The organism is Pseudomonas sp. FP1742, from assembly GCF_030687145.1.
Classification (GTDB): domain Bacteria; phylum Pseudomonadota; class Gammaproteobacteria; order Pseudomonadales; family Pseudomonadaceae; genus Aquipseudomonas; species Aquipseudomonas frederiksbergensis_D.
The window spans coordinates 4057269-4080146 of sequence record NZ_CP117460.1 but is presented as its reverse complement, the minus strand read 5'-3'; the positions used below and the strand labels follow the sequence as shown (position 1 = coordinate 4080146).

17 protein-coding genes and 2 pseudogenes are annotated in these 22878 nt (G+C 53.0%); 4 read left to right on the top strand and 15 right to left on the bottom strand.

The features are described 5' to 3' along the window. Positions 1 to 5: 5 nt before the first annotated feature. The 4 genes from PSH64_RS18045 to PSH64_RS18030 are packed head-to-tail and all read right to left on the bottom strand — an operon-like array spanning position 6 to position 3669. Positions 6 to 428, bottom strand: a complete 423-nt coding sequence (locus tag PSH64_RS18045) for a DoxX family protein (RefSeq protein ID WP_305478059.1) — start codon at positions 426 to 428, stop codon at positions 6 to 8. A 15-nt stretch (positions 429 to 443) separates the two neighbouring features. Further along, positions 444 to 1478 carry a hydroxyacid dehydrogenase gene (locus tag PSH64_RS18040; protein WP_305478058.1) on the bottom strand — a complete coding sequence of 345 codons (1035 nt, stop codon included), beginning with the start codon at positions 1476 to 1478 and terminating at the stop codon, positions 444 to 446. Beyond that, complete coding sequence (locus PSH64_RS18035; RefSeq protein ID WP_305478057.1) at positions 1475 to 2347, bottom strand: TauD/TfdA family dioxygenase; 873 nt, start codon at positions 2345 to 2347, stop codon at positions 1475 to 1477. Before PSH64_RS18035 ends, PSH64_RS18040 begins: the two co-directional genes overlap by 4 nt. Before the next feature lie 26 nt (positions 2348 to 2373). Beyond that, positions 2374 to 3669, bottom strand: a complete 1296-nt coding sequence (locus tag PSH64_RS18030; protein ID WP_305478056.1) for an aminotransferase class I/II-fold pyridoxal phosphate-dependent enzyme — start codon at positions 3667 to 3669, stop codon at positions 2374 to 2376. A 141-nt stretch (positions 3670 to 3810) separates the two neighbouring features. Between PSH64_RS18030 and PSH64_RS18025 the strand changes: the two genes are divergently transcribed. Beyond that, positions 3811 to 4737, top strand: a complete 927-nt coding sequence (locus tag PSH64_RS18025; RefSeq protein WP_305478055.1) for a transcriptional regulator GcvA — start codon at positions 3811 to 3813, stop codon at positions 4735 to 4737. 177 nt (positions 4738 to 4914) lie between these two features. On the opposite strand, the gene PSH64_RS18020 is transcribed toward PSH64_RS18025, so the two are convergent. Both PSH64_RS18020 and PSH64_RS18015 read right to left on the bottom strand, forming a co-directional pair. Then, positions 4915 to 5361 carry an N-acetyltransferase gene (locus tag PSH64_RS18020; protein WP_305478054.1) on the bottom strand — a complete coding sequence of 149 codons (447 nt, stop codon included), beginning with the start codon at positions 5359 to 5361 and terminating at the stop codon, positions 4915 to 4917. A 242-nt stretch (positions 5362 to 5603) separates the two neighbouring features. Further along, positions 5604 to 7034, bottom strand: coding sequence for an IS1182 family transposase (locus tag PSH64_RS18015; protein ID WP_305478053.1), 1431 nt, complete (start codon positions 7032 to 7034; stop codon positions 5604 to 5606). A gap of 907 nt (positions 7035 to 7941) precedes the next feature. Here PSH64_RS18015 and PSH64_RS18010 point away from each other — a divergent pair. Continuing rightward, positions 7942 to 9198 carry a site-specific integrase gene (locus tag PSH64_RS18010; RefSeq protein ID WP_305478052.1) on the top strand — a complete coding sequence of 419 codons (1257 nt, stop codon included), beginning with the start codon at positions 7942 to 7944 and terminating at the stop codon, positions 9196 to 9198. Between the two features lie 362 nt (positions 9199 to 9560). Then, positions 9561 to 13034: a patatin-like phospholipase family protein gene (locus PSH64_RS18005; protein WP_305478051.1), complete on the top strand. Its 3474-nt coding sequence runs from the start codon at positions 9561 to 9563 to the stop codon at positions 13032 to 13034. 12 nt (positions 13035 to 13046) lie between these two features. Here the strand turns inward: PSH64_RS18005 and PSH64_RS18000 are convergent, their stop codons facing one another. The 4 genes and pseudogenes from PSH64_RS18000 to PSH64_RS17985 form a co-directional block, all read right to left on the bottom strand. After that, entirely contained in the window at positions 13047 to 13184 is a 138-nt protein-coding gene (locus PSH64_RS18000; RefSeq protein WP_305478050.1) for an SDR family oxidoreductase, read from the bottom strand. 286 nt (positions 13185 to 13470) lie between these two features. Next, entirely contained in the window at positions 13471 to 14214 is a 744-nt protein-coding gene (locus tag PSH64_RS17995; RefSeq protein ID WP_305478049.1) for a hypothetical protein, read from the bottom strand. A 385-nt stretch (positions 14215 to 14599) separates the two neighbouring features. Further along, a pseudogene (locus PSH64_RS17990) lies at positions 14600 to 14814 on the bottom strand (hypothetical protein). A gap of 106 nt (positions 14815 to 14920) precedes the next feature. Continuing rightward, a complete protein-coding gene (locus PSH64_RS17985; protein WP_305478047.1) occupies positions 14921 to 15784 on the bottom strand; it encodes an HNH endonuclease in 864 nt (287 codons plus the stop codon). 225 nt (positions 15785 to 16009) lie between these two features. Between PSH64_RS17985 and PSH64_RS17980 the strand changes: the two are divergent. Then, a pseudogene (locus PSH64_RS17980) lies at positions 16010 to 16660 on the top strand (hypothetical protein); the annotation flags it as partial. A gap of 33 nt (positions 16661 to 16693) precedes the next feature. Here the strand turns inward: PSH64_RS17980 and PSH64_RS17975 are convergent. From PSH64_RS17975 to PSH64_RS17955, 5 genes are all read right to left on the bottom strand, one after another. After that, positions 16694 to 18229 carry an SEC-C domain-containing protein gene (locus PSH64_RS17975; protein WP_305478046.1) on the bottom strand — a complete coding sequence of 512 codons (1536 nt, stop codon included), beginning with the start codon at positions 18227 to 18229 and terminating at the stop codon, positions 16694 to 16696. After that, positions 18192 to 19430, bottom strand: a complete 1239-nt coding sequence (locus tag PSH64_RS17970) for a hypothetical protein (protein ID WP_305478045.1) — start codon at positions 19428 to 19430, stop codon at positions 18192 to 18194. The genes PSH64_RS17975 and PSH64_RS17970 overlap by 38 nt, the downstream gene beginning before the upstream one ends. Before the next feature lie 1075 nt (positions 19431 to 20505). After that, on the bottom strand, positions 20506 to 21210 hold the full coding sequence (locus PSH64_RS17965; RefSeq protein WP_305478043.1) for a hypothetical protein: 705 nt from the start codon (positions 21208 to 21210) through the stop codon (positions 20506 to 20508). Next, entirely contained in the window at positions 21210 to 22355 is a 1146-nt protein-coding gene (locus tag PSH64_RS17960) for an AAA family ATPase (RefSeq protein WP_305478042.1), read from the bottom strand. Before PSH64_RS17960 ends, PSH64_RS17965 begins: the two co-directional genes overlap by 1 nt. Positions 22356 to 22557: 202 nt before the next feature. Beyond that, positions 22558 to 22773 carry a hypothetical protein gene (locus tag PSH64_RS17955; protein ID WP_305478041.1) on the bottom strand — a complete coding sequence of 72 codons (216 nt, stop codon included), beginning with the start codon at positions 22771 to 22773 and terminating at the stop codon, positions 22558 to 22560. Between the last annotated feature and the right edge of the window lie 105 nt (positions 22774 to 22878).

Below are 22878 nucleotides of genomic sequence, written 5' to 3'. Positions count from 1 at the left end.
GCAGATCAACGTTTGTCGATCGAGTACTTTCCAGGCCCCAACAGGCAGAGGAAAAGGAAACCGCCGGCGATGCTCACGTTCTTGAAGAAGTGCACGAACAGCGTGTGATGATCGGCCGGATTGGTGGTGTTCCAGAACGCATGACCGATGATCCCGGTGCCGATGGTGTACAGCACGAAAATCGCGGCGATGGGACGGGTCCAGAAGCCGAACAGCAGGGCCAGTCCGCCGAAGAATTCGACGAGGGTGGCGACGATTGCGGTGAACTCAGGGATCGGCGCGTTCACCGATTTGAGGTAGGTCACGAAGCTGCCGTGGTCGGTGACATAGGTAAAGCCGAAGTAGCCGTACAGGATCAGAATCATGATCCGTGCCATGAGGATCAGTGCGTCGCGTTGGTCATCGAACAGTTGATAGCGTAAGTACATTCCATTGCTCACAAGTCAAATTGGGTAAGGGATGGTGGCGACGGAGTCTGCGTCGGCCAGAAAAAACGATCGATCGAACACCTGTGGGTTCACCGCGTTTTCGTGGTTCGGTTGAGCATCGAAAACGTCGAGCACGTTGCCTGCGGCCAGTTTTGCCATGCGGCTCACTGCCTCGCGGGATACCCCGGCCAGGTGCGGCGAGCAGATAACGTTATCGAGGCTGGGCAGACCGCTGCCATGGGAAGGCGGTTCTGGCAGGAACACGTCCAGCGCGGCGCCGGCGATACGTTTTTCGACCAGTGCCCGATAGAGCGCCTGCTCGTCGACGATGCCGCCACGCGCGGTGTTGATCAGGTACGCCTGTGGTTTCATCAGGGCCAAACGCTCGGCGGACAGTAAGCCGATCGTTTCCGCGGTCTTCGGGCAGTGCAGGCTGACGTAATCGGCGCTCGCCAATCCGTTTTCCAGCACGGCAACCGGCTCCACGCCGTGGGGCAATTGTCGTGGGGCGAGGTACGGGTCGTACACCTTGACCCGCATCTCCAGCGCCACGAGGAGCGTGGCAACACGGGCGCCAATCCGCCCGCAACCGACGAGCAGCACTTCGCGGCCTTCCAGTTCACTGGGCAGGTAGTCGTAGCGCTGATGCCAATCGCCGTTGCGCACCAGATGGGTAAGCGCCTCGGTACGTTTCGCCAGGGACAGCATGAAGCCCAGGGTGTGCTCCGCAACCGCCCGGTGATTGGCATTGGCGCAGACCATCACTGGAATGGCGGCCTCGGTCATCGCCGGGATATCGACGGCGTCGAAGCCGACGCCGATCCGCGACACCACCTGCAAACCCGGTGCGCGTTGCAATTCGGCGGTGCCGAACCGGGACAGGCCGAGAACCACGCCGTGCACTTCATCGAAGCTCTCGAGCAAGGCCTGGAACTGGCCCTGCTCGATGGTGTTAGGAAACTCCACCACTTCGATGTCGTCACGCTCGCGCAGCATTTGCTTGCCTTCGGCGCCCAGGATATGGGCAATCAGTACGCGCTTCCTGTTCATGCGACGTGCTCCTGTAACGCGTCCCGGGCAAAGAACTCGCCGTCATTGACGCCGATGCGGAACATCACCCGCTGGGCATCCCGCGACAGCTCGGTAGCGCAGTGCAGCACCGAACGGTTATCCCAGATCAGCAGGTCGTTGGGCTCCCATTGGTAGTTGAAAATCCGCTCCGGCGTCAGGGCAAACGCAAACAGCTCATCAAGCAATGCCCGACTTTGCTCTTGCGAGTAACCGTTGATGCGCGTGGTGTAGCCCGGGTTAACGTAGAGGCTTTCGTGCTGTGTGCGCGGATGCACGGCAACCGTTGGGTGGGTGCTGGCCGGGAAGGTCTTCTCCAGGCGAGTGAAGATTTCCTGGATCGACTCCCCGACATCGTCTTCCTTGACTTTGTAAGTCCAGCGAACATCATGTACCGCCTGATGATTGTTGACCCGCTCGTACAGATCCTTGGGCAGATCGTCATACACCGATTGCATATCCACGAAGAGCGTATCGCCACCCGTCTCGGGAATCTGTTGCGCGTGCAGCATGGTCAGCGGCAGTGGTTCGGCCAGGTAGCTGGAGTCGCTATGCCACATGTTGCCGAGCTTGCGCGCACCGACCGCGCCAGCTCCGTTGCGGTTATTGATCACCAGAATGTTCGGATACTCCGGGTCGTGGTAACTCTTGAGCTTGAACTGTTCGAGTTCCCCGAAGCACGCTGCGAACTGTTGATAGCCCTCACGGGTCAGCGTCTGGTTTTTCAGTGCCACCACTTTGCGTTCGTATACCAGCTCCTGAATGGCACGAATCTCGTCCAGGGAAGCCGTGTTGATATCGAAATCCGTCACTGCCGTGACGAAGGTTTCCGCCAAATCCGTTCGCTTCACGTTGAGAGTCTCCTGCACGACGTCAGTCAAACGGCCAGCGCAGGCTGGAGTTGGGCAGCGATAGGGGCACTATCGCGATTTGAATCGCAGCTTTTGAGCATCAGGCTCAGATCCAGGATGTCGGCCGGGTTATGTGCCGAGGTGACCGACATACGCAGTGCTGCCTGACCGCGTGGTACGGTCGGGAAGAACACGACGGAGGTGTAGTGCCCCTGTTGCAGCAGGTACTCACCCTTGGCGATGGCTTCCTCTTCGTTACCGATGCGCACGATCCGGATCGGCAATTCGCTGCCGCTGGTTTCGGTTGGGATCAGGTTGTCGAACAGCTTCATGTTGTTGCGCAGCGAGCGTTGCAGTTTGTGCAATTCCGGCGTGGCATGGATTTCCGCCGACGCTAGTGCTGCGCCCACGGCAGCCATGTTTGGTGCGCAGGAGAAGCCGTAGGTGGGTGCATAGCGACGGATCGAGTTCTCGATGTGCTTGGTGCCAAGCATCAACAGACCGCCCGCTGCGCCATAGCCTTTACCCAGGGACGCGGCCACGATGGTGTTCTCATCCAGGCTGTCCAGTTGCGAGCGGACGAAGCCTTCACCGTGCTGGCCAACCACCGAGATACCGTGGGCATCGTCCAGATACACGAACAGACCGTACTTGTCCTGCAGGGCTCGCAGCTCGCGAACCGGCGCCGCGCCGCCCATCGAGTAGGCACCATCGCCCACGTAGGCGACCTTGCGACCGCCCTGGCACAGACGCTCCAGGTGTTCGAGGTCGTTGTGCTCGATCACGATCACGTCAGTTTCTTCGCGCAGAACCGGGATGTGGTACTGCAGAGTCACGTGGGCGAAACGGTCGAAAGCGATCAGCGGTTTCTCACCTCCGGTGAACAGGCCGGCAGCCAGCAGCGGCAGGGCGCCCATGTTGGCGGCAGCCACGGTCGGGAACACCACCACACCGTTTACATCAAACAGCTTGGCCAGGGTGTGTTCCAGGCGTACTAGCGGCTCGGCGGAGAGGCGTGTGCGGGCTACCGAAAAGTGCGCCGAGGGGATTTCATCCATCGAGGCCTTGGCGGCGGCGAGCACTTTGGGGTGGGCGTCCAGGTTGAGGTAACCGCAGCGGGTGTAGTCGATCACTTCCTTGCCGCTGGTGGCAATTTCGATGCGGCGGTTGTCGAGCACACGGCAGGAAACCCCCATCAGACCTTTTTCATACGCGGCGTCGAAATGCGGACGGCTGATTTCAGCCATTCTCGAGGCATTGCGAGCCTTCAGTTGTGGCGCTTTTTCGTCCGGGCTGTTGTTGATTTCAACTGTTTTATTCACGGCGATCTCATCCTTTGAGTGGTCGTTTTCAAGCCGTAGTGGCTTGAGAACGACGCTAGGATCCACGACCGCTGAAACATTTTGCAAAGGACTTCTTGAGTGCTACCTTATGACAAAATCTCATGAGCATTACGAAGTCTTATGGTTGCCAGAATTCCCTCTCTCAATGGATTGAAAGCGTTTGAATCTGCTGCCCGCCATATGAGTTTTACGAAGGCCGCTGAAGAGCTCAATGTCACGCAGGCGGCCATCAGTCATCAGATTCGCCGACTTGAAGATGAACTGGGCATTCGCCTGTTTCTGCGGCTCAAGGACGGCCTGGCGCTTACCACTGAAGGCCATGCATATTTACCTGGCATTCGCTCGGCGTTTCACGAGTTGCGCTATTCCACGGAAATGTTGCTCGAGTCGACCAACAACAGCGCATTGACGATCAGCACCCTGGTTTCCCTAGCGTCCAAATGGCTGTTGCCGCGCCTGGCATCCTTTCAGGATGCATTTCCCAACATTGACGTGCGGGTCACCGCATCAACCGAACTGGTCGACTTCCGCAAGGGCGGCATCGACGCCGCGATCCGCTACGGTTTCGGCGACTGGAAGGGCTTGCGGGCGGACTGGCTGATGTCCGACGAGATCTTTCCTGTGTGCAGCCCCAAACTGCTGACTGGCCCCAAAGCCCTGAAAAGCCCGGTCGATCTGGCCAATCACGCGCTATTGCAGGTCAGCGGCATGACCAGCAACGACTGGAACATGTGGTTGAGCGCGGCAGGGCAACCGAAGAAACTCGCCGAAGGCACGCGGCTGACCTTCGATTTGGCAATGATGGCGGTGCAGGCTGCCATTGACGGATTGGGGGTGTGCATCGGTCGCTCCACCTACGTCGATGACGATTTGAAGGCCGGGAAACTGGTAGCGCCGTTCAACCTCAAGTTGAAGTCCGATCTGGGTTTCTACCTGGTGACGCCGCTGGAAATTGCCAACTCGAAAAAAGTCGTGGCATTCCGCACCTGGCTGATCGATCTGGTGCAGAGCGCCGAATCTGCCTCAGCTTCCGAAATCCTTAAATAAGCTTTGCATTTTGTATTGGCATCTATCAATCCCGCTCTTGTATACATGCCGATAACAATCTTGCGTTCGCTGACACATCATCAATACCTGCCCCGGACAAAGTAGTCGCTGTCAGACACAAACTTCCAGCGGGAAAAACCATGTGATGCAATCGAGATGCTCAGTGGCAGTGCGTAGTCATTTGATATGTCGATAGACCTTTGTTGTACGGACCGAGAATCCTGTCCCCTCGTATAAGTGATGGGCAGATTCACGATCTGGATTGGAGGTTAAATCCAGAGTTCTCGCGCCGAGGTCATGGCTTTTTTCTATTGCTGCTTGTATGAGTGCTTTGCCGACCCCTTGACCTCGAGCGCTGGCATCTACTACGACGTCTTCGATCCAGGCACGAATGCCTGTCGGAATGCGAAAATGAATTAGGGTTAGCGCCCCCAAAATGCTTCCTCCACCTGCTGCTCTCACTACCAATAAATCGGAGCACTCTGAATCCACAATCTGCTTCAAATCTTCCATTGTCATCGCTTGAGCGTTTTTGGAAAGCTGCGGGAGAAGGTCATTCAAAGATCTGAGCAGCATAGGATCGGTTTCTCGAACCACCTCGACAATAGCGGATTGGTTTGTCATTAGAGATCCTCAAGTGAAGGGGGGAAGCTTCGATGGTTCAATTTGGCACATTACCCAAGGCGCCTGCGAGTGACCGCTATTGGCCCAGAGTGTGTAAAAACGCTCATGGCCTCATCGTCTTGGATCATCGACGTTATTGGCGGAACGATCACAAGGCAAATGCTGCGTGTCGTATCAGTCGTGACCTGGAACACATCAACGTCGCTTTTACAGTCTCTGGGATGGGCCAAAATCAGCCTTTTTTAGGCCAGCAACGCCTTCATTAAACCGTTGGCACCGATGATTTTCATGACCCGTTTCAGGTTGTAGGCGAGCACATTCAAGCTCATCTCCGCACTCACCCCGGCCAGCTTCCGCGTCAGGAAGTGCGTTGCACCCATCCACTGTTTGAGCGTCCCGAAGGGATGCTCAACCGTCCGTTTTCGGACTCGCATCATCTCCGGGGCTTTGCTCAGCCGAAGCTGCATTGCCTCCAATACGGCTTCATGTTCCCAGCGGCGAATTCGTCGTTGCGTGCTCGGTGTGCACTGCGGCTTCATGGCGCAGCCTTGGCAATTCGAACTCCAGTAACGGTGAAACTTCAGGCCTTTTTCAACGCTGGAAAAACGCCAAATCAATACCTCTCCAGCCGGACAAATGTATTCATTTTTTGAAGCGTCGTAGATGAAGACATCATTGTTGAAACGCCCATCGGCTTTGGCTGCTGAGGTCATCGGCTTGGGCACATAGGCGGTGATATTTGCATCGTGACAAGCCAGGATTTGTTCACTTTTGAAGTAACCTCGATCAGCCACTACCGACAGCGTTTCTGACGCCATCGCCTCGCGGGCTTGCTTGGCCATCGAGCTGAGTTGATCGCGGTCGGAACCGACGTTGGTCACCTCGTGCGCAACGATCAGATGGTGCTGCGTATCGACCGCTGTCTGCACGTTGTAGCCGACGATTCCGGTGCCGCGCGTCATCATGGAGCGAGCGTCTGGATCGGTCAGTGAGACCTGTTTATCCGGCGACTCGTTGAGCTGAATTTCAATCGCTTGAAGCTCCTTCATTTGCGCCTTCAGCTTGGCGATTTTCTCTTCCAGCCGCACGACACTGGGCTCGGAAGCTGTGGGTTCTTGCTGATCGGCAGCATCGAGTACCGTCAGGTAACGGTTGATGCTCGATTCAATTTCTTCCATCCGCCGCTTTAGTTTGGCGCTGGTGAAATTGCGGTCACGGTTGTTGACTGCCTTGAATTTGCTGCCGTCGATGGCCACCAGATTTTCTCCGAACAATCCCAACCGCTGACACAGCACAACGAACTGGCGACAGACGCCTCGGATGGCCTTGCTGTTGTCTTTTCGGAAGTTGGCGATGGTCTTGAAGTCCGGCATCAAACGCCCGATCAACCACATCAGTTCAACGTTGCGTTGAGCTTCTCGCTCCAGCCGTCGGCTCGACTGAATGCGGTTGAGATAGCCGTAGATGTAGATCTTCAGCAGGATCGAAGGGTGGTAAGCAGGCCGGCCTGTGCCAGCAGGAATAGCACCGTCAAAACCCAGATTGACCAGGTCGAGTTCATCGACGAAGACGTCGACTATGCGCACCGGATTGGAATCGTTGACATAGTCGTCGAGGCTTTCGGGAAGTAAGGTGCTTTGCCCTCGATGTTCACCTTGGATGAAGCGCTTCATGGGCGATCCCTGCGATGAAATCCTCAGAAATCATAGCAGGACTAACGGCGGCGTTATGTTCAGACATTGATGCGTTTTTCGACCGCCTGTAGTTGCCTTACCGGGTCCCAACCACTCGGCGACGCTTGAGCTTTGCTCCACCAAAGCATTCCTTTAGAGATCCATAACCTGCGCAAATCAGCATGAGCAGACGTCGCGTCATCATAGCCAAACTGCGTGCCGCAGGACGGGCACATGCCAAACGAAGAGCAACCAACGTCGTCGTATGGAGGCTCTTCAAGCCCCGCGTATCCACAAACCGGACAAAGATATGAAACGTTGCCTGCAATCATCCAGCCCCCAGATTTCTAGCCTCTAGCCCAGTTTGTCGGCGTGCCTGCTGATCTCTGGAGTTTTATACTGAGCAACTGATGTCTGACCTGACCTAGGCTGAGTAGGGCAAAACATTCCGGAGTGGAAACGGCTAACAAGGGTTTTGACACACTCTGGGCCGAAAGCTGCCTATCGCACAACATCAAACGCATCCTTCACGTTTTGATCGAGCTATTTGATTTGGGCGGGAGGAGGGGGCGGAGAGGTAGGGTTGCGGAAATGACCGAAAAGATGCGGAAACGATACAGAAATGGTGCAACAGAAGTCGCGTGCCCCAGAAACGACAAAGCCCTGAAAAATCAGGGCTTTGTCGTATAAAGATGGCGGAGGCGATGTCCGCTATTTTGACGTATTTTGAGTTCTATTGCCGTCTGGCTGCTTACTAAAAAATCCTTATTAAACATGTAGATATATGGTTTTTTGTCTTTTGTGTTCCAATGGATATTACCGAAAGCCATCGTCCAAGGTGTGGGCTGGAGTGTGGGCTGGAGCTGATTTAGATTAGGTCATCGTCCTTAAAAAGATGAGGTGACGTATGGCATCACTTACGACAAAGGCGGTGGAGAAAATAGTCAGGACTGGCTTGCCTGGCATGACCAATGACGGAGATGGGTTGTATCTGAGAGTTGGCCCTACCGGTGGCGCAAGTTGGCTTTTCCGCTACAAACTATCAGGAAAGAGCCGATACATGGGCTTGGGAAAGCATCCAGAGACAAGTCTCGCGGTAGCTCGGGAAAAAGCATCTGATGCTAGAAGGTTGAGTAGATCTGGAGTCGATCCAATTGCGAGTCGAGATGAGGCGTTGGAGCGGAAAAGGCTGGAGAAAGAAGCCACGTTTCTATCGGAGGGCGAAACCCCGACCAAACCAATAACCTTTAAGGAGGTCGCTCTTGATTACATCGCTGCCCATAAGGCGGGCTGGAAAAATGCCAAGCACGCCCAACAGTGGAAGAACACGCTGACTACTTATGCGTTCAAAGTCATAGGCGATCTTCCCACGCAGGAGATAGGCATTGAACATGTGCTGAAAATCCTCAAGCCAATTTGGACAGAAAAGCCCGAAACCGCTAGCCGTTTGCGAAACCGTATCGAACTTGTCCTCGACGCAGCAAAGGCTCGAGACCTACGCGCAGGCGAAAACCCCGCTCGATGGCGAGGACACTTGGACAAGCTTTTGCCTCCTCGCCAAAAAGTGCGTGCTGTAAAACATCACGCAGCAATCCCATGGACCGAGCTCCCCGAGTTCGTGGCGACTCTTGAGCAAGCAGAAGATCTGAGTTCTAAAGCCCTGTGCTTCACTATCCTGACTGCCTGCCGAACCAGCGAAGTACTCTTATCTACGTGGGCGGAGATTGATCTCGTTGCAGGGATATGGACCATTCCAGCGTCGCGAATGAAAGCAGGGAAAGAGCACCGGGTTCCGCTGTCGAAAGCTGTATTGGATCTACTGATCGGTCTTCCTCGCGTAGAAGGGAACAACCATCTATTTCCTGGTGCTCGAAAAGGGAGGCCGCTGAGTAATATGGCGATGTTGATGGTGTTACGTCGAATGAAGCGCAACGATCTCACGGCTCATGGATTTCGCTCAACTTTTCGGGACTGGGCGAGTGAGGTCACCCACTATCCTCGAGAGGTTTGCGAACAGGCGCTTGCACACACAGTAGAGAATGCGGTTGAGGCTGCTTATCGTCGTGGAGATCTGTTCGGGAAGCGTCAAATGTTAATGGATCACTGGTCACGATATGTGTGTGGCATACAGGAAGCACAAGACAGGGGAGGAGATAACAGTTGAGGCACTTTATCATTTTGTGCTTGAACTGATTTGCCACCTAAGTGGGTGAGTCATACCTCCCTTTTTTTGCATCCCCTTTGTAAGCGTCCGGCCAACCCACTTTCCTGCGATCCGGCTGGGCTGTCACTTGCGTGAGATCAACGAAGTCATGCTCCATCATACCGCTGACTGGACGCCGCGATTTACTGTTCTATAGTGCACGAAATGGTTGCTGCCGGTACCCAGCTGCGCGCCGCCGTTCCCTTGTTTGCGGAGACACGGCAGTTGCGCACCACCGAACGCTAAGCTTGCCGTATTGCCTTCCCGCGATTCTCTTGACCCCCCAGCGCATGGCATTGCCATGCGGTAGGCAGGAATACGCTATGGCTCAGTCGGGCGCGGATTTAGACGCAATGGTGCAACAACGGCGGGCCGCGTACACCCCCGCGCTGCCGGGACAACGGCGTTACTGGGGCTTGGCGTTGTCCGGTGGTGGCATTCGCAGTGCCACCTTCTGCCTCGGGCTGATCAAGGCGCTGGCGCAAAAGGGGCAGTTTCGCCAATTCGACCTGATGTCCACCGTGTCCGGTGGGGGCTATGCCGGATCCAGCCTGGGCAAACTGTTGCACGAGGCGGGTAGTGCCCAGGCGCTGGAGCCAGAGCTGGCGCGAATGGAAGCCTCCTGGTGGCTCAATTGGCTGAGAGCCAACGGCCGGTACCTGACGCCCAATGGCGCGAAAGATACGTTGTTTGCCTTCGCCAACTTTGGCCGCAACCTGTTAGGCGTGCACCTGGAGCTTGGCCTCATGGGACTGCTGTTGGGCTGCGCCTTGGCTGCCATCGACCTGTTCGTCTGGGCTTGGGCCAGTGGGCAGGCAGGCAGCGCCCCGCCGCCCACCGGCACCTCGGTCTTGTGGTCCATGCTGCCAATGGCGGCAACACTGCCCACCCTTTTCCTGTTGTTACCGCTGCTGGTACTGGTGGCGGGCATGCTGAGCTACGCCTATTTGCTATTACCCTCTCGCGCCAAGGGCCCCTCGACCACGCGCGTAGCCTGCATCGCGCTGACGGCGCTGAGCGGGCTCGGCTGTGTGGGCTACGCGACCTGGAGTCAGTTCAGTGCGGTGGGCCAGACTACTGGACGCTGGGCGCCGATACCCCCTGGTTGGCTGATACTGGGGGTGCTGTTCATGAGCGCGTGGTTTGGCGGGGCCTGTCTGTCGGCGGTCATGCGCGGGCGTCGCGATTATCAGGCTGATATCGCGCGTAACCAATTGACCCGCTGGCTCGGCTGCATCCTCATCCTCGCCTTGGCGACCGTGCTGCTTGGTTGGGTGGACCAACTGGCCTGGCACTTGGCGCGCAATCGCAACACGGACAATCTGGGGCCAGCCCTCGTCATCGTGGGCATTGCGTTGCGCGTGGCGCTGCCGATGATCGCCAACATGCCGAAAAGCCTCCCCCCGGTGGCCCGAAGTGCGCTATTGGGACTGTTCAGTATTGCCGGCATAGGCCTGCTCGCCGCCTTGCTGGTGTTCTGGGTCAGCGTCGTGCAGGGCCTGGTCACCGCGGCGTTGTTCCGTGACGGCGCCCAGATTGCCTTTTACCAGTACGGCGGGTTCGCCTTGATGAGTCTGGCGCTGCCGGTGTTGTTGCTGGTGCTGACGTCACTGGGCAATCTGGATTTTCTCAATCGCTCCTCATTGCAGCCGTTCTACCGTGCGCGATTGATGCGGGCTTACCTGGGCGCCAGCACTCGCGAGAGGATGACCCTCGGCAACATAGGACCAATGCAACGGCGCGCACCCAATCCCGACGACTTGGCGGTAGCGGTGCCGGTGGCGGAGGACGATATTGCGCTGACGAACTATGCGCCGTATCGCAGCGGCGGGGCGGTACAGCTGCTCAATGTCTGCATCAACCAGACCCAGGATCCGCGAGGCGGTATTTTCAACAGTGACCGCAAAGGCGAGTCCATGACGGTCGGCCCCGGCGGGTTGCTGCGCGTTGCTCGCGGCGGTTGGGAGCACATGACACCCGAACAGGCAATGGGCCTGGGCGACTGGATGGCGATCTCCGGCGCCGCTTTCGCGCCTGGCCTCGGCGCCAGTACGCGCTCGGGTCTTGCGGCACTTTTGACCATGGCTGGCATCCGTCTGGGGTATTGGTGGGACAGCGCCCAGTCTCGCGACGCTGTATGGGGCAAGTACTCCCTGTTGTTTGCCGAGTTGACCGGGCGTTTCGCCGGCCGCGCCCGGCGCCACTGGTTCCTCACCGATGGCGGCCATTTCGACAATACCGGTGCCTATGCGCTGCTGCGCGAGGAATGCGAACTGATCGTGCTCGCTGACTGTGGCGCAGATCCTGCCTACCGCTTCGAAGACTTGGAAAACCTTGTGCGCAAGGCGCGCATCGATCTGGACGTAGACATCGTCTTCCAGCGTCCGAATTCACCCATTAGCGCCGATGCCTATGGCGCACTGGCCGACCTCGCTGCCAACGACAGCGACGCCTGCCTGGCGCTGGCCAAGGTGCATTACCGCGCCACCGGTCACGAAGGCTTTCTGATACTCGTGAAACCCAACCTGTGCAACGGTGTACCGGTTGACCTGCAGAACTTCAAGGCCAGTAACCCTTTGTTCCCGCAGGAATCCACCACCGACCAGTTTTTCAGCGAGGCCCAGTGGGAAAGCTATTTCCAGTTGGGCTGCCGGTTGGGACAGGGCGTCTCGATACCTCCGGCAGGCGAGCTATCCAAATACTTCAGCAACTTTACCGACGACGATGGGGCGGTGATCGTGACCGCCGTTAATGGCGAAAAACAGCTGAAATTCAACGGCGGTCGGCGCGTGTCCCGGCTAGTCTCAACCGGGGCGGTGAGCGCCACGCTCAGCTTCGGAGCCGTGGCGTCGGCGGGCGTCGCCGCCTGGCAGGCCTTCGATACGCAGGTGCAGCGCACTACCGCAAACAAGGGGATCAGCAGTGAAGAATCCAATGAGATCAATGGGCGGTATATGGATGCCACCAAGAACACTCCGCTGGCGGTTGCCGTAGATGCTCTCAAGAGTCCCCCTTCAGTGCCTGCCCTAGATGCCACCGAGAGCACACCGCTGGCGAAAACACCGCTGGCGTTTTCCCAGTGGGACGCAGTGGCCGCTGCAATTCTAAGGGTGGCTGAGCAACGTTGTAAAAAAGTCGGCTTTGATGACTTCAGCCAGAATCGGTACTTGAAAACTGTGGTGGAAACGACAAAAAATCAGTGTCTGCAAGACTCTGATAAAAGGGCACCTTTCTGCGGCATCCTGACCAGCAAAGATGCGCCTAGCTGCCTGACCCCGGCCCCGCGCCAGGATTGCGCGCCGCGATATTGGGTCCGCCAGTATGCCCCAGGTGCTCAGGTTCCTGACAACTGCATGGCACCGGCCCCCGACGAGACTCAGAATAAAAGCAAAGCGCAGGCTCCTGGTGGGGCGAAGCTATGTGCGGGCTACACCGTTTACATCCAGATTTATGGCCCGGACTTGCGCGACGCGGCAGAACTTTATCGTAATGCATGGGCAACAGAGTTGGGTGCCAACGTTTCCTCCATCGAAGACGTGGTTGATACTGCTCGCCGTCAGGGTCGAAAAATCCCCAGGGGGTATGCTCAACCTACTGTCATTCAGTACACCGACAAAAGCAGAGAATGCGCCGAAGAGCTTGTTGCGAAGGGAAAGGCCACCACCGGCGGCGGCGTACCTGCCGGTTGGGGCGAAAACGGTCCCTGGCAGCGGCGAGAGCTAGCTGGTGCACCCGACAAACCAATCATTGAAGTGTGGCTCCCCCCAGCACCACCGCAGGAACCGGCGAACAAGTAAGACCATTAGCACTCATCCGGCGCCGAAACCACCGTCGACGATGAGCGTGATGCCGTCCACCATCGCGGCGTCCTTGCTGAGCAAAAAGACAATGGTCGAGATTATTTCGCTCGGCTGCACGGATCGCCCCAAGGGAATTCGCGCGAGCATGGTGGCGGCCTTGTCGGCGTCACTCCAAACTTTTCGGCCATGTGGGGCAGCGTCACCACCGGGTTGACGCTGTTCACGCGAATGCCGTGGGACCCCAACTTCAGGACCATGATTCGGGTCATGGGCAGGCGGTTAGGACTTACGTTGGCGCATGGCGATCCTGATGTTAAGGGCAACTGCGAACGCTTAATGAACTGACCCCGAAATGTTGGACATCACGCTGGCTGAGTCGTCAAAAATTGGCTTAGGTGATCACTCATCAGCACCGCAGCCAGTATAGTGATCGCTATGATCGGGTTGCTTTGGCAACACGCTTCTTGATCAACTCGGCAAGGCGAAGCGTCTGATCGGCCCGATATGTTGCAAAGTACTCCTCTGCCGCAGACCGAGCTTCAAGGGCGCGTCCAAGGCGCGTGAGGCAGAGTGTGAGACGATCAAGGGCTTGCAGTTCACCCGAGTAGCCGAACTCCTTCTGTTCCTCATCCAGCAGGAGGCCGATCAACCCGTGTTCAAGTTTCAGTGAAGCGTATGCCTCGGTGTCGGCAATGACTTTGTAGTAGCGCGAGATGGCGAGTTCTGGGTCCGACTTTTCCAGTGAGCGAGTTGCCACAATGAGTTCGCGGTTTGCATTGCGAAGTGCGTGGTACTTATTCAGTGCATCGAAGTCAGTCTTTCGTCCAAAATTGATCCAATTGACCAAGGTATCTGACTCTTGGGCAATCCATTCATCTTCGAGATTCTCGGCCTGCTCAGGAGAGAGGTTGTCTGCGAGTATGCGGATCGTGTATTTATTTTTTAAGTGACGCTCTACATATCGATGCCAGAGCTGATGGCGCGACTTGTCCCATGCCCGTCTCGCCTTCCCCTTTCCGATATAGAATGGCGTGCCTTTCTCGTCATAGTGCGCGTAGACATAGTTGCCTCTCGGCGAGACTTGATTGGCGTCTGGGGATGGTTCAAGTCGCAGATACTCTGATTCGCCGAAACATAGACTAAGACCTTCACCGGTGATTCCTGCCCGGAGCTTCATATGTCAGCCCTCGTAATGGCTTACTGTTAGGCACGAATTGTTTTGCTTAAGTGCCCCTTGGTAGATGACATTTTCTTGCTGGACAAAGTGGGACCTATAGAGTCGACTTCGGTGCATGGCCAAAAGCATTGTAGCACCAGCCCAGCAAGTCCATTTGACAGCATCACAGACGTAGGATGGAGATTGGTGCGAGAGGCTCCGGAAGAATAGGCAAGATGTGAGATCCTGTCGAAATCACTAGGTCAATTGGGCATATTGAGAGACCCCTAATATGCCTGTGACGCTTGGGTGTCTGGTACCCGCGATCCTGATAATTATGGCTACTTGAATCATCGTTTGAATTCGCCTCGTTATGGCCGTCGATGAGCTTTTGGTGCGCAATCCGTTAACCGATGTTCAGTTTCCTTAGTCGAGCCAGGCCTTGTTTGATATGGCCGGCGTTTTCACCGAATGTCTCCAATGCGCCACGGATATTTCCGCCCACTTCCTGCGCTCTTGCTCCTCAACCAACAGTGTCAATTCCATAATGGCCGCCTCCAGAGCTAACTGGTTACCATAGATCCTTTCCAATACATCAGGCAGCGAATAATCACCTGACATGCTTCGACTCCTTAGGAGAAACCCAAGCATAGCAGCGACATTTATCGCGACAGGTACTTACCGCAGCTTGGTCGCCGTATTGGTTTTGTCTACCCAATCGTCACGTTTATTTAGACTTGAGCCTGAATTCCAGAGCAGCCTGACTGGGGTGGTCTGACTCTCTTTCCGGACGGGTCAGAAGTTTTCCCTCCAGCGAAGCGTACTCGCTACATTTCAGTCGATCAGAGATTCGAATCGACAAATTCGTTGGTTCGATCCAGAACAACCCCAGATCGAACAGAGTATGAATGTCAGCTCGTAATAGCAGGCCGTTGGAGACCACGTCCGTCTGATCACCTTGGTAGGGATGGATGTGCGCGGCCTCAAGTATCGGTTCGAGTTCGCATCCCGTGATGGCGCAACGTCCCTGGTAGGCATGTAGCAGCAGCTTCCTAAATCGAGCCTGGCCGCGTCGCAAAACGATTGAGGCAAGAGATCGCTCTCGTGCGTCCCTGATGTCGGTAGGGTTGAACGCGTCTTGGGCATCCAACTTCCGCTCAATCTCCTTCGGATCGAGGTCGTTGCCTTTGGTGCGTTCGCGCCTTAAAACGAAGGAGGTGGGCCCCGAGCCCGAATGGCTTTCATAAACGAATGCTCCCTCGTATCGGAAACCCGCATCGGAATACTCGTATTTCTCCCGGCGATGGAAGACCAGTAGCTCGAGCCCACGTTTCCTGTGCTCAAGAATTAGGTGGTCTGTTCGTCCCTTAAGCTGCCCCTCCATGCCCAGAGTGTCGTCCGTAAGGGCATCAACGTACTGAGTCCGGTCGGATGTCTTCCTCTCTGTCACAAATAGCCAAACCGAATCGTATCCTTTGGGCCGAAAAATACCGTTGTTGAGGGTGGCGTCATTGACGTCGAAAAGCTGTCTGAGATCTTTCCTTGTGTAGATGGCGCCAGGCTCTAGCCGCTCAGATGATACGTTTCCCATATGCTTTCCAGTTCCTTTGATTGATCATTAAGAGCCAGACACAAAGAGTGGCAGCATTTTATGCGCGCGTTGCCAACCATAAACTGATATTGAGGATGGAGGGGCTTGCCGGAAGGGGGAGTTCCAGACGAAAACACTGAATTATATAACCCGCTAGACATTGGCGCACGCGCGCTCCCTCCTGGTGTCGTACTGTACTTGAGAGTAGTAAAGCGCTAGACGCTCATCCAGACGATCCTGCCCCACGGCCTAAGCATGCCCAAAGTGCCGAAGGGCGATCAGGTGTGGCAGCACAGCGAAGCTGTCCAGCAGCGCGTCGACGGCGATGGCAACTGGTTGCGCCAGACCGATGGCAAGATCCAGGACAAGGCGATCGAGCGCGAGGTTGAGGCTCTGGAGAACCGTGAGCAGTACCAGAGCCACACCAGGACGGTGGACGATCATTCGACCGAGACGGTGGGTGGTGTGAAAACGATTGAGGCGCTGGGCGCGCTCAAGTTGCTATCGGGCGGATCTGCGAGTCTGGCGGCCGTGGATGATCTGCATCAGGCCACCGGGAGAGATCTGAACCTGGTGGTGGGGCAGAAGTACAACGCCACGGTGGGTGGCGACATGCAGGAGAAGATTCAAGGGTTACGACAAAGCATGGCTGGTATCAGTCAGCGGATGCAGGCACCAAAAAACTGGATTGGTTCCGATGAGGTCAATCTTTTCCAAGTAACCTGCGAGATACTGGATCTCTTGCAAGAAATGAACACTCAGCTAGCACTCCACACTCACGGTCAAACTCCAGTCCCCGGGAATGCAATGGAGTTCAACGCCAACGTCGAAACATCGTTAGCACTGCGAGAAAAACTAACACCAATCACTCTCTAGAAATGCCTTTAGATACCTTGGGTATGAAAGCATTTAACAGCAGCATTTTTTGTATTTTTTTCCGGATCCGCAAGGGCACGGATCATTCCGTTTAATACCCGCATGACAAGGATGTTTAGTTTTCGTCTCAGTAGTCCCATGCAATACATCAAAGGTTCGCATTACACTTTGAGCCTGCGCTCTTTCTTCTGAAGTCAACGGTATAGATGCGTCAAATGCTATTATTGTCTCCGAGGCAGCACTGGAACCCTTCGTGTCAGCACCAAAAACTATCAACTCTTTGACTTTTGGGTATTTATATTGTGTAACTAGCGCATAAAGCTGCATGCAGGAGAGCCGCTCCTCACGATAGTCTTGATAGTCGGCATACTCGTCATCCCATGGGAAGAATACGAATACATACATTCGATTCGGATAGCATAGGGACTCTACAATCCTTGCAGATCTTACAAGCTCAGGAACCAATCCAAACTTATCAAATAAGGATTTTGATAAAAATGCCCTTGAGTACATATTCTCGGAAGCTAAAAATTCTAAAACTTTAGAATGCTCTATTAGTGGACGATCCGCTGCCTCTCCAACAGTCGCGTTAATAATACAATCCGAGAAGCGCTCTAGTATTCCCGCCCAACCCCTACCTTGCTTGTTTTGAGCGAAATGAAGCGCATATGCAATCGTATCTCTAAACTGCGACCATAGCGTCTCGTGAATCATGAAGGGGGTTGAAAACTGTGCTCCGGGGTTCGGAATCGAACCATAACCCTCTGATTGGGGTTCCAGAAGATAGTAGGCGAGGATATCTTCTTCCCCTCCTGCAATAACCAATTTTAGCTTTCGTACAGCTTTCTCTTTCTCCGCCAAATAATTAATGAAATCGGTGGGGGTTGAAAGTTCCGTTAGCAACAGATTTATTCCGGTTTCGTCTAGCACATGCACAAACGTTTTCGAAGGATCAATGTCATTGACAGTAAATGGATGTTCCAGAATTTGGTATTCATTCAACGGAAAATGAGAGATTAGCGTCCCTGCACTTCCCGGAGCAAGAGAGTCAAAATACTCCTTCGCAGCTGTACCAATACCTCGTGTTACACAGACTAAGTGAATCTTTAAATCTGGATTGGAGATGTCAAAGGGGAAAGGATCTTTGCATTTCTGATTAAGATAGATCCTATCTGGATACTTCCTAATAAAGGATTCAGCACCATGGAGTTGCTTGGCGGAGTCTTTTACCGCACTCCGATACCACCTTTTCCAAGCAATATCCGTAGGTCTATCCGTTTGAAATCGGACCTCTCCCTTGTCTGAGAATAGTATGAGAGTATTGTTAAAATACACTGTCAGGTCAGCGACCTCCTTGCCTCCATCTACGTCTCGAAAAAGGCTGGGGTAACTCCACAGGCTAAAAAACGTTGTGGTAGCGACCTTTGTTAGAATTCGCTCACTATCGTTTACGCTTGCTTCTTTAATTATAGGCTTTAACACTTCGCCTCCTGACTTTTGATTTCTATCCTTGGCAAAAAAAGTCCACTCGTTATTCTTGACTCTCCACGTAGCGCTGAAACTCAGCATACAACCGGCTCGCATCTGCAAAATTATTATCATCAAGGAGTCGATGCGCCGATCCGTAATCGAGCTTTCCTACATTTAGAAAGCAAACCGGGCCAGCTGTTAGGAAATGTAGTATTTCTTTGTGAGACATCAATATAGGTTCATCAGAATTGTAGTCGTCGTAATATTGCAGGCGGGTTTCTTTGCTCCAATCCACTGATCTGGAATCATCGTACATCACACCGTGCTGTACCTTATAATTACCGTTATCACGTATGTATGGCGACGTCCCTATAGGCTTTGAGCCTGTCGCATACAGAAAGATAAGAGGGGACAAGCTATTGTTTATCTCAGGTATGTATATAAGCATGCTTCCAAGTGGGAACTGATAGTAAGTGTCGTTATCCTCAGTAAAGATGGTTAACCTTCCATCAGTCCCTAAGTCCTTAATTGACGCCTTTCCGGAACAGTGACCATTTATAAAATCACACCCGTAGCCATGTTCAGTATCTTGTATTTCTTGCAATATAGAGCAGGCTACCTTTGGATTGTTGATTAAAAAAACCCCTGGGGCTGTGATGTTTCGAAGCTTATTTGCTTGTAGTGCATTAATTAATCGCTCTACCGTTTGCGCCTTAACCTTATTTTCTAGTTCGCCATGCACTGCTTTTGTTAAGCGATACGCACGATCCAATTCAACTCGCCCTTGCCCCTGAAGATACTCGCCCCCGATAACCGGACCAAAAAAATTATCAAGATCAACTAGTAATCCTCCCAGAACATTCGATACCTCCATTTCGTTTAGAAGTACGGCGCTATGTGTTATGCCGTTCCTCCAGCTCTCCACTTTGAGGAGTTTCTTTTTAAAGCGTTCATTAATAGGAAGTCCGCAGATATCGATTAGGCGTTCGATAGTTTCTTTGAAGGATATGGTGTGAGCGCCATCCTCTTCATATAACTCATTGATAAGGCCTTCTCTTCTGTTGCGAAATGCAGTTTTTAGTTTTGTTATATCATTAAATAGCAAAAGCTCATTGCGCTGCCTTAAGGAATATTTGAATAAAATTTCTATTCCATGCTGTATCGACAATGTAGAATCTTTGAGGGCAGAAAAACGTTCGGGATCTGTCGCGCCCGCGCCCAAAAGCCGCTCATAACTTTCTAGATATTTATAACCCTTTTTTAAAGAGTCCAGTCCGTTATCGATCAGTGAAATCTTCATCCTTGCTCCTCATTTTTTATTCGCCAAAGGACAATAGCTGATTTCCTTATCCTTGTACTCAGGTTTTTACGTGACTCTTTTAGGAGGGATAGCGGCGCCTCTCCTTAGCATCTAAAGCAATACCCCGTACGCGCATTGGTGTCATCAGTACGTGCATGGTTCGCTCTACTTTCTCGTTTCGATATCAAGTAGTGACTCCACCGCGAAGGCCAGAGCAGCGTCAGTGTTCCAGCAAATCACCTAGATCATCAATCACACGGCTCTGGTACAACGCATGTGCCCCCTAAGCAATGCATTGTGTGGGCACCGGGCATTGCGAGTAACGCTATTTCATCGCGCAACATGATTTGCCAATGCGCGATGGCTAATGATTTGGCGTCTTCAGCCTGCGCGGATTCTCTGCTCATCGGAGCCACCTTTTTCATTGGAATGCTAAGGGCGACTGACGGCAAACGCGTTACGAGGGAAAAAATCGCAGCTCAAGAAAAAACAGGCGAAAAAGCACTTATCCCCCTCCCGCCGACGGGCTATGTGTTCCTTTTTTTTGCAAAGGCTGGTGGTGTGCAAGTCAAGAGCGCGCCTAAGCCCACAGCGGGGCTTGCACTGCATATGGCGATTTCACGAAGTGAAAGGATTTGCAAAAAAGTGCAGCGGCTTTGCGCAGGGAACGGAGCAAGACAAGTTTGGTGGTGATCTCTGGAGACCCCGTTTCGCAAGGGAGCATTGTTTGAAAACAAGCGCTTTATCGAGTTTTCTATTTCTCAATAGCTCGCATCAGGGGAGGGGGCACGTATCTTAGGAAGGTGACAACATCGCTGGGAAACGCAGTGCAGCAAGGCTTCTAGGTCGTTTAGCCCATTTCACTGTAATAGAGACCAAAACCCATTGATTTTGGCGCTGGGGGGTAAGTGATAAATATCGCAATGCCAATTAAAATGAATGATCCAAACGCTTGAATTCCACTAGGGCAGTTATGGATGATCGGCAAACGAGCTAGCAGTGACTTCCTGGCTCCGAACCCATCCCCTGAAGGTTATGGAGTTGTATCGATAGAAAATTGTGATTTACGCAGCCCTCATTCTGGAGTTAAAAATAAATCCACATGCGCTACCAGCCGTTTAATTTCCGGTATGCGGTCGCCCAAATCTGTGTACACGTATGCGTAATCAAGAGCGTCCATTGTGCGAGTGACATCGCCCTTTGTATACGCTTGACCTACCAACGCATAGCAGTTGTTCAAATCCGCCGCAGGCTCATCTCTCAGGGTTGGATCATCTGTAGTGGGATCGAATGTGAGGAACGACGCTACCATACTTGGTGTAAGTGACGGATCTATTTTTTCGTAGTGATTGAACTCAGCCAAAAACCACGCTTCGACTTCCATGATAGACAGAATAAAGTCTACGGGTGTAAGGTCCGTGTTTAAGCCAGTTCTTAAACCGGCATAAAGCTTAGGGATATCCGCGCGAGAAAATGACGGTCGGACGTCTCGAACACATACGATTTTCTCATATCCTTTGTCAGTCAAGTTTTGATGCTCTTCTTGAAGTCTAGTCCTTACTTGGTGATCTCCACCGCAATCGACTATCAAAATATAGTATTGCTGACCCACGTCATCATCTGCCGCCTTTACGGTAACAATGCTCTTCGGAACAGTTTTGCCGCCTTTGATTCTAATCTCTTCAATACGAACTTCATTTTTTCCCGCAATAGCTACGACAAGTCTCTCCACGAAAAGCATTTCAGAATATCCTTCTACAAAAAATGCTAATCGTCTCATTATAGTTCCTCACCTTGATCTGTTAGGTAATCCATTTCAAAAAATGAAAAATTGCTTAATCCTGTAAATCTAAACTCGTCGAATTTTTCTTTGGAGTTGTGGTAGTTGCTTACATGGACCTCAGAGCCGATGCGGTGCAGAACAGTCCACTCGGATAAAGGTACTTCATTCATGACGAATCTATCATTCGTAGACATTATTATTTGAATATTTGAGTCTTGAGCTTTTTGTCTCAATAAAGATATGAGTTTGCAGGAGCGTTCAAAGTCAAGTCCCTCGCCGATATCATCAATGATTACACAAGTGCTTGTCTTTTTTAGTAGTAGGTAGTTAACATTAACTAAAAGAGCTAGGACCCTGTACATGCCTTGCGACATTGTAAGTTGATCTACATGTCCTCTAACGCCGACTTCCTTGATTTTTATACAGTTCAGTCCGGGCGGCACAACGAGAGGGTCTATAGAAACAGGAAAGCCCAACTCTACCGATTGCAAGTCGTAACCAAGATGTTGCATGTCTTGTAAAATTGAATTAAGAAACTCGTCTCCGAAATCTCGTACAGCATTCCTAAATAAACCAACAACTTGATTTGAATCTCGTTCGTCAACCGGTGGCATATTTGGTATGAAGACTGCAAGCTGGTCCTTGCCGAAAGCGCTTCCAAAAAAGAAATGCCTTAATTCAGATGCCCAGAGATGAAGAGGTTCTATGAAGGAATGCTGTAAAACATCTCGGCGTTTAGCTATTGCAAATTCATTTTCTGGCGATTGAAATGGAAGATTCGTCCCTCCATTAACTTGTTCGTAGTAAATGACTCCGAAACCAACTTCCTTCCTGTCGATATAGATTTTGTTATCGATAGTTAGTCGTTCTAGTGTGATGCGGCTATTTTCCACAGTGTATTCATATGCGTACAGGCTGCCGGAGCTGTTAGTCCATTCGCAATGGTATTTGCACGATGTTGGTAGCATATATTGAGAGCTTGTTAAAATGCGAGCCAGGCTTCCGAGTACGTGCAGAGTTCTAGACTTACCAGCAGAGTTACGTCCGACGATTAAGTTTTTGTCGCCAAGCGTGAGTTCGTTAAGAATCCATTCTCGGTCATGGCCGATATTTTCTGAATACTTTAAAGATACTAATTTCATACTTTCTTCCTCATTCGTTCATCCTGAACAAAAATCAAACCGCAGCATGATTACATAGACCTACCGGCAACGAAAGGTATTTGCAACGCAAGACACCTTTCATCTATAGCGGCATTTCACTGAGGGAGGCTTGTGTGGGGGGGCTTTAGGCCACCTCGCTGTTTTTGAACGGCTCCCCCCGCTCAAGCTTCATAGTCAGGCCCTATTCATTCTCAATCGCTCTCAGGCGCGCTAAGCCCTGCTTGACAAAGCCAGCATTCTCGCCAATTCGATCCAGGGCAGTCCGAGCGTTGTCACCGGCGACAGCGAAGCCTTGCTGTTCTGCCACGAGCGTCAGCTCCATTATCGCTGCTTCCAAGGCTTGCTGGTTTTCGTAGATTCTTTCAAGAACCACAGAGAGGGAATATTCGCTGGCCATGGCTTCGACTCCATTCGGAAAATTGGAAGCATAGCAGCGTAGCCGGAAGGGTATTTTCAGGTCGAGGGCGGGGAAAGGGTAATTTTGGTAAGGCGACGCGGAGAA